The organism is Streptomyces coacervatus, from assembly GCF_029223485.1.
GTDB lineage: Bacteria > Actinomycetota > Actinomycetes > Streptomycetales > Streptomycetaceae > Streptomyces > Streptomyces coacervatus.
This window is the reverse complement of record NZ_JARHTP010000006.1, coordinates 438814-452581: the sequence shown is the minus strand read 5'-3', so window position 1 is coordinate 452581 and position 13768 is coordinate 438814. Positions and strand designations below refer to the sequence as shown.

Genomic DNA, 13768 nt, shown 5'->3' with positions numbered 1-13768 from the left:
CCTGAACGGCCTCGTCCTCAAACGCCGGACGGGCTGAAAGAAAATCAGCCCCTCCGGTGCTCACCGCGTTCGGAACGACGCCCGCCGCCCCGCGAACAGCTCCGCCTGCCGCTCGTCCGGGAGGTTCCCGAGCGAGACCAGGTGGCCCGCCTGCGCGAACCCGGCGGCGACGGCGCTCTCCCTCGCCGCCCACAGCGCCCGCACGGTCCCCTGGACACCCTCCGGCGGATACCCGGCGATGACGGCAGCGCACTGCTCGGCGGCCGCCAACGCCCCGCCGGGCTCGGTGAGTTCGGAGACGAGGCCGATGTCGTAGGCCCGCTGGGCGGAGATGCGCTCCGCCGTCCCCATGAGCATCATGCGGGCCGCTTCGCCGTACGGCATCCGTTGTGCCATGAGCACCGACTCGTACGCGCTGACCATGCCGTAGGTGGTGTGCGGGTCGAAGAAGGCGGCGGTGGTGTCGGCGACGAGGAAGTCCGACTCGCCGAGGAGGTAGAAGGCGCCTCCGCAGGCCATGCCGCGCACCGCGGCGATCACCGGCTTCCAGAGGTCGTTGGACTTGGGGCCGACGCGCAGCAGCGGATCGTCCGCCATGTAGGGGGAGTTGGGCTGCCGGACCTCCGCATCCCGGTCGAGGCCGGTGCAGAAGGCGCGCTCGCCGGCGCCGGTCAGGACGACGGCCCGGACGGAGTCGTCGAAGCGTAACTCCCGCCAGATCGAACGGAGTTCGTCACGCATGGCGAGGTCGATGGCGTTGAGGCGCTCGGGCCGGTCGAGGGTGACGACGGCGACGCCGGTGTCCTTGTCGGCGAGCATCTTTACGTTCACGGGCGCTCCAGGACCCACTGCGGCAGCCCGTCCTCGGTGAAGACGACCTGCACCTTCGCACCGATGCGGAGGCGCTCCGGGGGGACGGAGTCCAGGCGGGCTCCGGCTTCCGTGACCAGGTTGCCGACGAGGCGGATGCGGGGGGCCTCGGTGAGTTCGACGACGATCACGTTGTACGGGGCCTGGTCCGCGTAGGCGGGGAGGAGTGGGGGGTGGGGGACGACGTAGGACCAGATGCGGCCGTGGCCGGAGACCGCGCGCCACTCGCTGTCGAAGGACTGGCAGTGCGGGCAGCAGGGGCGGGGCGGGAAGCGGAGTTCGCCGCAGTCGGTGCAGGCCTGGATGTGGAGTTCGCCCTGGCGGGCGTAGCCCCAGAAGGGGGCGCCGTCGGCGTCGATGACGGGATCGAGCATGGGTCAGCTCCTCAGGAGGAGAGCGGAGGTGGGGACGCCTTCCCCTGCCGTGACCAGGCAGGTGGCGGCGTCCGGGACCTGGGCGGTGCTGGTGCCGCGGAGCTGCCGTACGCCTTCATTGATGAGGTTGAAGCCGTGGACGTAGGCCTCGCTGAGTCCGCCGCCGCTGGTGTTCAGCGGGAGGCGGCCGCCGATCTCCAGAGCTCCTTGCTCGGTGAAGGCCCCGCCTTCCCCTCGGCCGCAGAAGCCGTAGCCCTCCAGGGAGAGCGGTATGAGCGCCGTGAACGCGTCGTAGATCTGGGCGACGTCCACGTCCTGGGGGGTGAAGTCGGCGTGCTTCCACAGGTGCCGGGCGGCCGTCCAGGCGGGTCCGGTGAGCGGGTCGTCGTTCCAGTAGTTGACCATGCCGTGGTGCTGGGCGGGCAGGCCCTGGGCGGCGGAGTGGACGTAGACGGGCGGGCGGCGGCAGTCGCGCGCCCGCTCTGCCGATACGACCACGCAGGCCAACGCGCCGTCCGTCTCAAGGCAGTTGTCGAAGAGGCAGAGGGGCTCGCTGATCCAGCGGGAGGTCATGTACATCTCGCGGGTCAGGGGGCGGTCGTACATGACGGCGGCGGGGTTCTGGTTGGCCCGGTTGCGGCAGGCGAGGGCGACGTTGAAGAGGTGGTCGCGGGTTGCGCCGTACTCGTGCATGTAGCGGCGGGTGAGCATGGCTATCTCGTCGGCGGGGCGGAGCAGGCCGAAGGGGCGGGTCCACTGGGCGGGGGTGGGGAGTTGGGCGGTCGTGTTCTTCCAGGGGCGGGGACCGCTGCCGCGCTTGCGTGACCGCCAGGCGACGCCGACGCTGGCCTGACCTGCGGCGATGGCGGCCGCGAGATGCGCGACCGTGGCGCAGGAACCGCCGCCCCCGTACCCGACCTTGCTGAAGAAGGTCAGATCCCCGAGGCCGACCGCCTTCGCCAGCTCGACCTCGTCCGTCTCCTCCATGGTGTACGAGGCGACGGCGTCGACCTCGCCGGGTGCGATGCCGGCGTCGTCGAGAGCGGCAAGGACGGCGCGACAGGCGAGGGTCTTCTCGTCCTCGTCGAGGTGTTTGGCGAAGGGGGTCTGTCCTATGCCGACGATCGCGGTGGCGTCCTTGATTCCGGCCATGTCGGGGCACCTCCGCGTGATGTCCGGGCAGCTGACAGTCCGTCAGGCTACAGCTAATCTGACGGGTAGTCAGCTAGTCGTAGGGGGCTGTTGTGCGCGGTGACATGGAGTGGGGCAGCATCCCGGGTCTGGTCCGGTCGGCGGCCGAGCGGTACGCGGACACCGAGGCCGTGGTGGACGGCCGTACCCGGATCTCGTACGCCGAACTGGGCGCCCGTGTCGAACGGTCGGCGGCGGCCTGTGTCGCGGCGGGCGTCGTGCCGGGCGACCGGGTGGCGGTCTGGGCCCCGAACTCGCTGGACTGGATCGTGGCGGCGCTGGGCGCGGTGTCGGCCGGGGCGGTGCTCGTGCCGGTCAACACGCGCTTCAAGGGCACGGAGGCGGCGGATGTGCTGCGCAGGAGCGGGGCGCGGCTGCTGTTCGTGACGGGGACGTTCCTGGGGACGTCGTATGTGGCGTCGCTGCGGCGGGCGGTGGACCGGGGGCCGGGGCTGCCTGATCTTGAGCAGGTGGTGGTGCTGTCGGACGACGCGCCCGAGGACTTCCGTACCTGGAAGGACTTCCTCGCGGGCGGGGACGGGGTGGGGCCGGCCGAAGTGCGGGCGCGCTCGGCGGCGTTGGACGGTTCCTGGCCGTCGGACATCGTCTTTACCTCCGGTACGACGGGCCGTCCCAAGGGTGCGGTGATCACGCATGCGCAGACGTTGCGGGCGTACGAAATCTGGTGTGATCTGGCGGGGTTGAGGCAGGGCGACCGGTATCTGATCGTGAACCCGTTCTTCCACACCTTCGGTTACAAGGCCGGAGTGCTGGCCTGTCTGATGCGTGGCGCGACGATGGTTCCCCAGCCGGTGTTCAACATCGACACGGTCCTCGCCAACATCGCGGCGGAGCGGGTGTCGGTGCTGCCCGGCCCGCCGACCCTCCATCAGTCCCTGCTGGACCACCCGGCGCGGGATGCGCATGATCTGTCCGCCCTGCGGCTGGTGGTGACGGGTGCGGCGGTGGTGCCGCTGCAGCTGGTGTCGCGGCTGCGCGGGGAACTGGGCGTGGAGACGGTCCTGACCGCGTACGGCCTCTCGGAGGCCAGCGGCATCGTGACGATGTGCCGCCGCGGCGACGACCCCACGGTGATCGCCTCGACGTCCGGGCGGGCGATACCGGGCACGGAAGTGCGGGTCGAGGCACCGCTCGGCGAGCCCGGCGAGGTCCTGGTCCGCGGCTTCAATGTGATGCGCGGCTACTACGAGGACGCGGCGGCCACGGCGGAGGTGGTGACGGGGGACGGCTGGCTGCGGACCGGGGACGTGGGTGTGCTGGACGCCACCGGGAACCTCCGGATCACCGACCGGATCAAGGACATGTTCATAGTCGGCGGCTTCAACGCCTACCCGGCGGAGATAGAGCAACTCCTCGGCCTGCACCCGGAGGTGGCGGACGTGGCGGTGATCGGCGTACCGGATCCGCGGCTGGGGGAGGTCGGGAAGGCGTATGTGGTGCGGCGTCGGGATTCCCCGATGACTTCGGACGACCTGATCGCCTGGGCCCGGCGGGAGATGGCCAACTACAAGGTGCCGAGGGCGGTGGAGTTCGTGGCGGAACTGCCTCGGAACGCGAGCGGGAAGGTGGTCAAGGGGGAGTTGCGGGGGCGCGAGACCCGGCCCTGACGCACATCGGCCCTGACACAACACATCGGCCGCGACACAACACATCGGCCGCGGTGGCTCCCCCTCCGAGCCACCGCGGCCGATCCCCCGTCGCGGCCGATCCCCCGTCGCCGCCCGGTCGCCCCCGGTGCTTACGCCTCCTCGGAGCCGGCGTGGTTCTCCAAAGTCGAGGCGAGGGCCTCCGGCACGAGGCCGGCGTGGTTCTCCAGCGGCTTGACGGTCTCGCCCCCGGTCGTGCCCCCGGCGTGGTTCTCCGCAGGCTTGATCGTCGCGCCTTCCTCCGAGCCGGCGTGGTTCTCCAGAGGGTTGATCTTGTGCTTCTTCGAGGCGTCGGTCATCGTCCGCACCTTCCTGTCGAACGTTCTGGATGAAGAGGCCCGCCCGGAGGCTCCCCCGAGAGCCGCCGGACGGGCACTGCGGCCGCTCACCCTAGTGATGCGGCCAGGCGCCGAGCCGTCTGCCCCCCGACGCGACGGACCAGCACTGATGAGCATGGTGGCCCGCGATAAACAAACAATGAACGTGCGCTGCGGGCCATCGCTCAGGCGGCTGCCGCCGGCCTGAGCAGCGCCCTGACCTGCTCGGCCTCGGCCGCGCCGAACTCCTCGTGGATGCTGAGCGCCTCGCTCCAGCAGGCCTTGGCCCGGTCCGTCTGCCCCAGTCGGCTGAGCGCCTGTCCGAGCGTGGTCAGGACGTTGGCACGCATCCAGTCGCCCCCGATGACCTTCAGGGCGAGCGCCGTCTCCGCGTGCTGTGCCGCGAGCGCCGGCCGGCCTCCCGCGAGGTGGGCCTCGGCGATACGGAAGTTCGCCGACCCCTCCCAAAGTCGCTGCCGGTTCTCCTGGAACAGCCGCAGCGCCTCGTGGAGTTCTTCGAGTGCCTCGTTGTAGTGGCCGGCCGCGCTCAGCGCGATGCCCAGCGCGAGCCGGCCGTTGGCCAGCCGGACCGTCATCCCCAGCTGGTCGTAGATGGTGACCCCACGTCGAGCGAGTTCGACGGCGCTGTCCATACGGCCCAGCTTGACGTGGATGCGCGAGAGGTTGCAGAGGGCGCTGGCCTCGCCGGGCAGGTTCCCGTCCGCGCGGTAGTTGGTGATCGCCTCCTGGAGGTGGCGTTCGCCGTCGTCGTGGCGGCCTTCGTAGAAGGCGATGATGCCGCGGTCGTTCGGAGCCCAGCAGCATGGCGCGAGATCCCCCGCCTGCTGGGCGAGGAGCGTGGCGAGCCGGGCCTCCTCGTCGGCCTCTGCGAACCTGTCGGAGGCCAGCAGGAGGACGCTGGTCAGCGCCGTACGGGCGCGTCCCTCGGCCCGGCCGTCGCCCGTTTCGTGGGCGAGGTCCCGCAAGGCCACCGCGGTCGTCTCGTACTGGTGCGAGTTGGCACCGGACTCCGCGAGGTCCTTGGTGACCCACAGCAGATCGACCGCGCGCCGCAGCATTCCGCTTCCGGCGCTCTGCCGTGTGCAGGCCAGCAGGGAGTTGGCCTCCGAGTACAGCCAGTCGACCGCGGCCTTGGGGTCGGTGAAGGCCAGTCCGGGATGGCGGGTGGCCTCCAGATGCTTCACCAGGCGGTCGCCGGGGCGCTCGATCGAGTAGACCCCGGCCGCCGTGGCCAGATAGAAGTCCAGCAACCGCGACATCGCCGCATCCGGCTCGCTCGGCGGCCACTCGTCCCGCTCCGCGCACGCACGCGCGTAGAGGCGTACGAGGTCGTGGTACCGATAGCGGCCGGGAGCCGCCGACTCCAGGAGCGAGGTGTCGACCAGCGACTCCAGCAGGTCCTCCGTCTCCTCCACGGGAAGGTCGAGGACCGCCGCGGCCGCCGCCAGCGAGATGTCCGGCCCGTCCGCCAGGCCCAGCAGCCGGAACGCCCGTGCCTGGGGCGGCTCCAGCGCGCCGTAGCCCAGTTCGAAGGTCGCCTTGACGGCCAGATCGCCGGCCTGGAGTTCGTCCAGGCGCCTGCGCTCGTCCGCGAGTTTCGCGGCCAGTACGGAGACCGTCCAGGTGCGGCGGGCCGCCAGCCGGGACGCGGCGATGCGGATCGCCAGCGGCAGGAAACCGCATGCCGCCACCACGTCCAGGGCGGCCTCGCGCTCGCTCGCCACCCGTTCCTCGCCCACGATCTTCGTGAAGAGCGACAGCGCCTCGTCGGGGGACATCACGTCCAGGTCCACCAGATGGGCCCCGGCGAGATCGACCATCCGCACCCGGGACGTCACCAGCGCCGCGCAGCCCTCCATGCCCGGCAGCAGCGGCCGTACCTGCGCCGCGTCCCGTGCGTTGTCGAGCAGGACCAGCACCCGGCGGCCGTCCAGCACGGAGCGGTACAGCGCCGCCCGCTCCTCCAGGGAGTCCGGGATCGCCGAGTCGGCGGTTCCCAGGGCCCGCAGGAACGAGCCCAGTACCGTCTCCGGTTCCGCGGCCCGTGACCCCGCGCCCTGCAGGTCGACGTACAGCTGGCCGTCAGGGAAGGCCGTCCGGGCCTGGTGGGCGACGTGCACGGCCAGTGTGGTCTTGCCGACGCCGCCGATTCCCGCCAGCGCCGACACCGCCATCACACGGCCCTCGGCCGAGGACAGCACCTCGCTGAGTTCGTGGACGATCGCCGCGCGGCCCGTGAAGTCGGGGACGGTGGCGGGCAGTTGGGCCGGGCGGACGGGGGTGGCGGCCGGTTCGGCCTGCGGGGCGGACGACTCCGCCAGCGACGGGTCCGCCTGCAGGATCCGCTGCTGCAGCTCCCGCAGCCCCGGCCGCGGGTCCACACCCAGCTCGTCCGCCAGCAGTCGGCGGGTGTCCGCGTAGACCGCCAGCGCTTCCGCCTGGCGGCCGCTGCGGTACAGCGCCAGCATCAGCAGTTCGCGCAGGCGCTCGCGCAGGGGGTGGGCCGCGGTGAGGGCGGTCAGCTCGGACACCGACTCCGCGTGGCAGCCCTGCTCCAGGTCCATGTCCAGGCGGGATTCGAGGAGTTGGAGCCGCCACTCCTCCAGGCGGACCCGCTGGGCCTCCGCGTACGGGCCGGGTACTCCGGCCAGCACCTCTCCGTCCCACAGCGCCAGCGCGCGGCCGAGTACCTCACGGGCGTGGCACAGGTCCCCGGCGCTCTTCGCCTTCTCCGCCTCGGCGGCGAGGTCCTGCGCCACCGCCAGGTCCAGCGCGCCCTCGCCGAGCCCGCGCACCGCGTACCCGCCGGACTCGCTCACCAGGACCCCGGGGTCCAGCACCTTCCGCAGCCGGGAGGCGTAGGTCCGCAGTGCCGCCAGCGCCTGCGACGGCGGTTCCTCGCCCCACACGGCGTCGATCAGCTCGCCCGCGGTGGCCGTGCGGCCCTCGCGCAGCAGCAGGGCGGCGAGCAGGGCGCGTTGCTGCGGGGAGCCGGTGCTGAGCTGCTCCACTCCACGCCGGGCCCGTACCGGACCGAGCACACCGAAGCTCAGCGCGGCAGGCTCCGCAGAGGAGCCGGCCCGCCTCTGTTCCGGCACTCGCGGTACACCGTCCATCGCCGTCTCCCTAGACACAGTGGGCAACTCCGTCAGTTTGCCTTGTTCATGGCGGATGCGTCAGCTGTGGAGAGCGCTTGCACAGGGAGACGCGCGGGATATCACAAGGCCCTCACCTGCTCTTCGCACACTTCTGAACAGATCCGAGCAGCAAGAAGCCCACTACCGCATAGCTGACGGACCGTCAGATCGGCGCTACCGTGGCCGCCATGGACACGAAACCCGAGTTTCCGCTGATCATCTCGGTGGACGACCACACCGTGGAGCCGGCCGACGTCTGGCAGAGCCGTCTGCCGAAGAAGTACCTCGACACCGGCCCGCGCATAGTCCGTGCGCCGCTGAAGGAGATCTCCTTCCTCGGTGGCCGCTTCCGCCCCGTGATGGGCGCCTCCGGCGAGGACGGCCCGCTCGGCGACTGGTGGCTGTACGAGGGCCTCCAGCGTCCCCTGACCCGCCTCGACACGGCGGTCGGCTACAGCAGGGACGAGATAAAGCTGGAGGTCATCACGTACGAGCAGATGCGCCCGGGTTCGTACGACGTCCCGCAGCGCCTCGCCGACATGGACGTCAACCATGTCCAGTCCTCCGTCTGCTTCCCCAGCTTCCCGCGCTTCTGCGGCCAGACGTTCACCGAGGCCAAGGACCATGAACTGGGGCTGCTCTGCGTCCAGGCGTACAACGACTGGATGGTGGAGGAATGGTGCGGGCCGGACGCGCAGGGCCGGCTGATACCGCTCACCCTCATCCCCCTCTGGGACGCCGAGCTGGCGGCGGCGGAGGTACGGCGGAACGCCGCTCGCGGAGTCCGGGCGGTCGCCTTCTCCGAGATACCCCCGCACCTCGGCCTGCCGTCCGTCCACTCGGACGACTGGGACCCCTTCCTCGCCGCCTGCGACGAGACCGGCACGGTCATCGCCATGCACATCGGCTCCAGCAGCCGTATGCCGTCGACGTCGAAGGACGCACCGCCCGCGGTCGGTTCGACGATCACCTTCGCCAACTGCTGCTTCTCGATGGTCGACTGGCTGATGAGCGGCAAGTTCGAGCGCTTCCCGAACCTCAAGGTGATGTACGCGGAAGGCCAGATCGGCTGGATCCCCTACATCCTCGAACGCGCCGACGTCGTCTGGGAGGAGAACCGCGGCTGGGGCGGCGTCGCCGACAAGGTCCACCGCCCGCCGTCCGAGATCTTCGCCGAGCACGTCTACGGCTGTTTCTTCGACGACGCCTTCGGCCTGCAGAACCTCGACGCGATCGGCCTCGGCAATGTGCTGTACGAGACCGACTACCCCCACTCCGACTCCACCTGGCCGAAGTCGCGGGAGGTCGGCGAGGCGCAGATGGGGCATCTGGAGCCGGACGTCGTGGAACGGATCGTGCGCACAAACGCCATCGAGCTGCTGGGGCTGACCCCCGAGGGGCTCTGGCGGCGATGACCGTCACCGTCCTGTCGTACGGGATGCAGCTGCCCGTCCAGTCCCAGAGCACGATCTACGCCGAGGGGTGGGAGGCCGATGCCGGCCCCGAGGACCTGGTGGAGATCGCCCGCGCCGCCGACCGCTCCGGCTTCGGCTACCTCGCGAGCTGCGACCATGTTGCGATCCCGCGCCGGCTTGCCTCCGCCATGAGCACGGTCTGGTACGACCCCGTCGCCACCCTCGCGTTCCTGGCGGGGGTGACGGAGCGCGTCCGGCTCCTCAGCCACGTCGCCGTCGTGGGGCTGCGGCATCCGCTCCTCACCGCCAAGCAGTACGCCACCCTCGATCACCTCAGCGGGGGGCGGCTCGTCCTCGGCGTCGGGGCGGGCCATGTACGGGAGGAGTTCGAGGCGCTCGGGGTGGACTTCGAACGGCGCGGGGCCGTGCTCGACGAGTCGATCGACGCTCTGCGCGCAGCTCTGGGCCCGGACGAGTTCCCCGAACACCACGGCAAGCTCTACGACTTCGAGGGGTTGGGGCAGCGCCCCCGGCCGGTGCAGGAGAACATCCCCCTGTGGGTCGGCGGCTCTTCACCCGCCGCCGTACGCCGGGCCGCGCTCAAGGGCGACGGCTGGCTGCCGCAGGGCGACCCGCGCGACCGGCTGCCCGCGCAGATCGAGCGGATACGGCGGCTGCGCGAAGAGGCCGACATCGATGGGCCGTTCACGATCGGCGCCATCACCGAGCCCCTGTACATCGGTGCCCCCGACTGGGACGTGGGTCGGCGGACCCTCACCGGTTCCCCGGACGCGCTCGCCGAATCCCTACGGGCGTACCGCGCGATGGGCGTGCACCAGATCCAGGTGCGGTTCCGCTGCCGGAGCCGCACGGAACTCATCGACCAGATGGCGGCGTTCGGCGCCGAAGTGGCCCCCAGTCTCTGAGAAGTCAGGAGTTACGGCATGGGCAAGCTGGACGGACGCGTCGTGATCGTCACCGGGGCGGCGCGCGGACAGGGGGAGCAGGAGGCCCGCCTGTTCAGAGCGGAGGGGGCCGAGATCGTGGTCGCCGACGTCCTCGACGACCAGGGCGAGGCCCTCGCGAAGGAACTGGGCGCGCGCTACGTCCACCTGGACGTGGGCCGGGAGGACCAGTGGCGGTCCGCGGTGAGCGCCGTGAAGAACGCGTTCGGGCGGATAGACGGCCTGGTCAACAACGCCGGGATCCTGCGCTTCAATTCGCTGCTGGACACTCCGCTCGACGAGTTCATGCAGGTCGTGCAGGTCAACCAGGTCGGCTGCTTCCTCGGCATCAAGACCGTCGCTCCGGTGATGGAGGACGGCGGCACGATCGTCAACACCGCCTCCTACACGGCCGTGACCGGCATGGCGGCCGTGGGCACGTATGCCGCCACCAAGCACGCCATCCTCGGCCTCACCCGCGTCGCGGCCCTGGAACTCGCCGACCGGCGCATCCGCGTCAACGCCATGTGCCCCGGCGCCATCGACACCGCCATGTCCAACCCGGCCCAGCTGGACCCGACGGCGGACGCGGAGGAGACGGGCCGGGCCCTGGACGAGCTGTACCGCAAGCTCGTGCCGCTGGGGCGGATCGGAAAGCCGGAGGAGGTGGCGCGGCTGGCGCTGTTCCTGACCTCCGACGACTCGTCGTACATCACCGGGCAGCCGTTCGTGATCGACGGGGGGTGGCTGGCGGGGGTCAGCATCATCTGAATACGGGTGTATCTGACTGCCCATCAGGTATTGACCCTCCATGCGGGTGGTGCCACAGTTCGTCAAAACTGACGGTACGTCAGAAACCTTCGGAACCGGGGACGGTGAACCGCCTTGGAATTCGGGCTCTTTGTACAGGGATACGTGGGCAAACGCGCCGAGACCGATCCGCTCGCCGAGCACAAGGCGCTGATGGAGGAGACCGAGTACGTCATCCAGGCGGACAAGTCAGGCTTCAAGTACGCGTGGGCTTCCGAGCACCACTTCCTGGAGGAGTACTCGCACCTCTCCGCCAACGACGTGTTCCTGGGGTACCTGGCGCATGCGACGGAGCGGATCCACCTGGGGTCGGGGATCTTCAACCCTCTCGCCCAGGTCAACCACCCGGTGAAGGTCGCCGAGAAGGTCGCGATGCTCGACCATCTGACCGGGAATCGCTTCGAGTTCGGCAGCGGGCGGGGGGCCGGCTCGCACGAGATCCTCGGGTTCATACCGGGTGTGACCGATATGAACTACACCAAGGAGATCTGGGAAGAGACGATCGCCGAGTTCCCGAAGATGTGGATGCAGGACGAGTACGTCGGCTTCAAGGGCAAGCACTGGCAGCTGCCGCCGCGGAAGGTCCTGCCGAAGCCGTACGGGAAGTCGCACCCCGCCATGTGGTACGCGGCCGGGTCGCCGCCGTCGTACGCGATGGCCGCGCGCAAGGGACTCGGGGTGCTCGGCTTCAGCATCCAGAAGGTGTCCGACATGGAGTGGGTGCTGGAGCAGTACAAGACGGCGGTCGTGAACGCCGAGCCGGTCGGGGACTTCGTCAACGACAACGTGATGGTGACGACGACGGCCATCTGCGCGCCGACGCACGACGAGGCGATACGGATCGCCACGGCTGGGGGGCTGCACTATCTGCCTTCGCTGGTGTTCCGGTACCACGACACGTTTCCGCGGCCCGAGGGCTTCCCGGTGTGGCCGGAGACGCTGCCGGAGTACACGCCCGAGTTCGTGGAGCTGTTGGTCGAGGAGGAGCTGCTGATCTGCGGGGATCCGGACGAGGTGCTCACGCAGTGCAAGCGGTGGGAGCAGGCGGGGGCGGATCAGTTGAGCTTCGGGTTGCCGGTGGGGGTGCCGAAGGAGGAGACGTTGCAGACGATTCGGTTGATCGGGGAGCACGTGATTCCGAAGATCGATACGGATCCTGTGCATCGGACTTCCCGGTTCCGGGCGGCCTCTTGAGCGTCGTTGCGGGGTGCGGGTGCGTTGTGGCTGGTCGCGCAGTTCCCCGCGCCCCTAGGGAGGCATGCCAAACGCACCTTAAGGAGGCACCGCATGCTTGATCATGTCATCAAGGGCGCCACCGTTGTCGATGGGACGGGCGCTCCCGCCTACACAGCCGACGTCGGGATCCGTGACGGGCGTATCGCCGCCATCGGGATCGTCACCGAGGGCGCACGGACGACGGAGGACGCCGCCGGGCTGGTCCTCGCCCCGGGCTTCGTCGACCCGCATACGCACTACGACGCCCAGTTGTTCTGGGATCCGTACGCGACCCCGTCTCTCAACCACGGGGTGACGACGGTCGCCGCCGGAAACTGTGGTTTCACGCTCGCCCCGTTGAACCCGTCCCGTCCCTCCGACGCCGACTACACGCGCCGCATGATGTCCAAAGTGGAGGGCATGTCGCTGGTCGCCCTCGAAGAAGGGGCGCCCTGGAGCTGGAACTCCTTCGGGGAGTATCTGGACGCCCTGGAGGGGCGGATCGCGGTCAACGCGGGGTTCATGGTCGGGCACTGTGCTCTTCGCCGGTATGTGATGGGGCCCGATGCCGTGGGCGGGCAGCCGAGCGAGGAGCAACTGGCCGCGATCGTACGGCTGTTGCACGAAGCCATGGACTCCGGTGCCTGGGGGTTCTCCACCACCCAGTCGACCACCCACTCCGACGGCGACGGACAGCCGGTCGCGTCCCGGCATGCGAAACCCGAGGAACTCCTCGCCCTCTCCCGTGCCGTCGGGGAGCACGAGGGGACGCAGATCGAGGCGATCGTCGCCGGGTGTCTCGACCAGTTCAGCGATGCCGAGATCGACCTGTTCGCGGAGATGAGCGCGGCGGCCGGACGGCCCCTGAACTGGAACGTCCTGACCATCGACGCATCCGTGCCCGAGCGGGTGCCCCGGCAGCTGTACGCGAGCGAGCGGGCTCGGAAGGCGGGCGGCAGGGTCGTCGCTCTCACGATGCCGATCCTCACGCCGATGAACATGTCGCTGGGGACCTTCTGCGCGCTGAACCTGATCCCCGGATGGGGCCCGATCCTCGGTCTGCCGGTCCCGGAGAGGATCGCTCGGTTGCGCGACCCGGACGTACGTGCCGAGATGTTGAAGCGCGCCACGTCAAAGGAGGCGGGTGTCTTCCGGCGGCTCGCGAACTTCGGGCGGTACGTCATCGGAGACACGTACAGCGAGGCGAACCAGGGCCTGACGGGAAGGATCGTCGAGGACATAGCGGAGGAGCGGGGGCAGGACCCCTTCCACTGCCTGACCGAGATCTGTGCGGCCGACGACCTCCGTACGGTCCTGTGGCCCATGCCCACCGACAACGACCCCGCGTCCTGGGCGCTGCGTGCCGAGACCTGGCAGCACGAGGACGTGATGCTGGGTGGGTCGGATGCCGGGGCGCACTTGGACCGCATGTGCGGAGCCCCGTACACCACCCGCTTCCTCGGCGACTGTCTGCGCCGCCGGAAGCTGGTCGGTCTGGAGCAGGCGGTGAAGATGCTGACCGATGATCCTGCCCGGTTGTTCGGGCTGCGGGAACGGGGCCGGGTGGAGGAGGGCTTCCATGCGGATCTGGTGCTCTTCGACCCGGAGCGGATCGACGCGGGTACGGCCACCCTGGTGCACGACCTGCCGGGTGACAGTCCGCGGCTGGACGCCAAGGCGATCGGGGTGCGGGCGGTCTGGGTCAACGGGGTCGAGGCGATCCGGGACGACGTGGTGAGCGGTGCCGTACCCGGGAAGGTGCTGCGCTCCGGGCGGGACACCAGGACGGTGAGCACAAGGTGAGTCA

Annotated in this window: 11 protein-coding genes; 6 read left to right on the top strand and 5 right to left on the bottom strand. The window is 70.0% G+C overall.

Annotated features, from left to right (window positions below):
* Nucleotides 1-60: 60 nt before the first annotated feature.
* From P2Q00_RS17870 to P2Q00_RS17860, 3 genes are read right to left on the bottom strand one after another with little or no spacing between them, the layout of a single operon-like run.
* A complete protein-coding gene (locus P2Q00_RS17870) occupies nt 61-819 on the bottom strand; it encodes an enoyl-CoA hydratase/isomerase family protein (protein ID WP_425579572.1) in 759 nt (252 codons plus the stop codon).
* An 8-nt stretch (nt 820-827) separates the two neighbouring features.
* On the bottom strand, nt 828-1244 hold the full coding sequence (locus P2Q00_RS17865) for a Zn-ribbon domain-containing OB-fold protein (protein WP_275773537.1): 417 nt from the start codon (nt 1242-1244) through the stop codon (nt 828-830).
* Nucleotides 1245-1247: 3 nt separating this feature from the next.
* On the bottom strand, nt 1248-2396 hold the full coding sequence (locus tag P2Q00_RS17860; RefSeq protein ID WP_275773536.1) for a lipid-transfer protein: 1149 nt from the start codon (nt 2394-2396) through the stop codon (nt 1248-1250).
* A gap of 104 nt (nt 2397-2500) precedes the next feature.
* Here P2Q00_RS17860 and P2Q00_RS17855 point away from each other — a divergent pair, with 104 nt between their 5' ends.
* The gene (locus P2Q00_RS17855; protein ID WP_275773608.1) at nt 2501-4063 is read left to right on the top strand and encodes a FadD3 family acyl-CoA ligase; all 1563 of its coding nucleotides are present in this window, start codon (nt 2501-2503) and stop codon (nt 4061-4063) included.
* Between the two features lie 131 nt (nt 4064-4194).
* On the opposite strand, the gene P2Q00_RS17850 is transcribed toward P2Q00_RS17855, so the two are convergent.
* Both P2Q00_RS17850 and afsR read right to left on the bottom strand, forming a co-directional pair.
* Nucleotides 4195-4401, bottom strand: a complete 207-nt coding sequence (locus tag P2Q00_RS17850; protein WP_275773535.1) for a hypothetical protein — start codon at nt 4399-4401, stop codon at nt 4195-4197.
* A 203-nt stretch (nt 4402-4604) separates the two neighbouring features.
* Nucleotides 4605-7556, bottom strand: a complete 2952-nt coding sequence (gene afsR, locus P2Q00_RS17845; RefSeq protein WP_275773534.1) for an SARP-family global regulator AfsR — start codon at nt 7554-7556, stop codon at nt 4605-4607.
* 209 nt (nt 7557-7765) lie between these two features.
* Here afsR and P2Q00_RS17840 point away from each other — a divergent pair, with 209 nt between their 5' ends.
* From P2Q00_RS17840 to P2Q00_RS17820, 5 genes are all read left to right on the top strand, one after another.
* Nucleotides 7766-8992, top strand: coding sequence for an amidohydrolase family protein (locus P2Q00_RS17840; protein ID WP_275773533.1), 1227 nt, complete (start codon nt 7766-7768; stop codon nt 8990-8992).
* Nucleotides 8989-9918: an LLM class F420-dependent oxidoreductase gene (locus P2Q00_RS17835; protein ID WP_275773532.1), complete on the top strand. Its 930-nt coding sequence runs from the start codon at nt 8989-8991 to the stop codon at nt 9916-9918. Before P2Q00_RS17840 ends, P2Q00_RS17835 begins: the two co-directional genes overlap by 4 nt.
* 18 nt (nt 9919-9936) lie before the next feature.
* Nucleotides 9937-10707 (top strand): SDR family NAD(P)-dependent oxidoreductase, encoded by a 771-nt coding sequence (locus P2Q00_RS17830; protein WP_275773531.1) that lies wholly within the window; start codon nt 9937-9939, stop codon nt 10705-10707.
* 114 nt (nt 10708-10821) lie between these two features.
* A complete protein-coding gene (locus P2Q00_RS17825) occupies nt 10822-11940 on the top strand; it encodes an LLM class flavin-dependent oxidoreductase (RefSeq protein WP_338059320.1) in 1119 nt (372 codons plus the stop codon).
* A gap of 6 nt (nt 11941-11946) precedes the next feature.
* Nucleotides 11947-13764: an N-acyl-D-amino-acid deacylase family protein gene (locus P2Q00_RS17820; protein WP_338059319.1), complete on the top strand. Its 1818-nt coding sequence runs from the start codon at nt 11947-11949 to the stop codon at nt 13762-13764.
* Nucleotides 13765-13768: the final 4 nt, after the last annotated feature.

Bases quoted from the DNA above. Each gene is read 5' to 3' on its own strand.
- P2Q00_RS17865 (WP_275773537.1), bottom strand. From the start codon at position 1,244: ATGCTCGATCCCGTCATCGACGCCGACGGCGCCCCCTTCTGGGGCTAC.
- afsR (WP_275773534.1), bottom strand. From the start codon at position 7,556: ATGGACGGTGTACCGCGAGTGCCGGAACAGAGGCGGGCCGGCTCCTCT.
- P2Q00_RS17855 (WP_275773608.1), top strand. From the start codon at position 2,501: ATGGAGTGGGGCAGCATCCCGGGTCTGGTCCGGTCGGCGGCCGAGCGG.
- P2Q00_RS17840 (WP_275773533.1), top strand. From the start codon at position 7,766: ATGGACACGAAACCCGAGTTTCCGCTGATCATCTCGGTGGACGACCAC.
- P2Q00_RS17850 (WP_275773535.1), bottom strand. From the start codon at position 4,401: ATGACCGACGCCTCGAAGAAGCACAAGATCAACCCTCTGGAGAACCAC.
- P2Q00_RS17835 (WP_275773532.1), top strand. From the start codon at position 8,989: ATGACCGTCACCGTCCTGTCGTACGGGATGCAGCTGCCCGTCCAGTCC.
- P2Q00_RS17830 (WP_275773531.1), top strand. From the start codon at position 9,937: ATGGGCAAGCTGGACGGACGCGTCGTGATCGTCACCGGGGCGGCGCGC.
- P2Q00_RS17870 (WP_425579572.1), bottom strand. From the start codon at position 819: ATGCTCGCCGACAAGGACACCGGCGTCGCCGTCGTCACCCTCGACCGG.
- P2Q00_RS17860 (WP_275773536.1), bottom strand. From the start codon at position 2,396: ATGGCCGGAATCAAGGACGCCACCGCGATCGTCGGCATAGGACAGACC.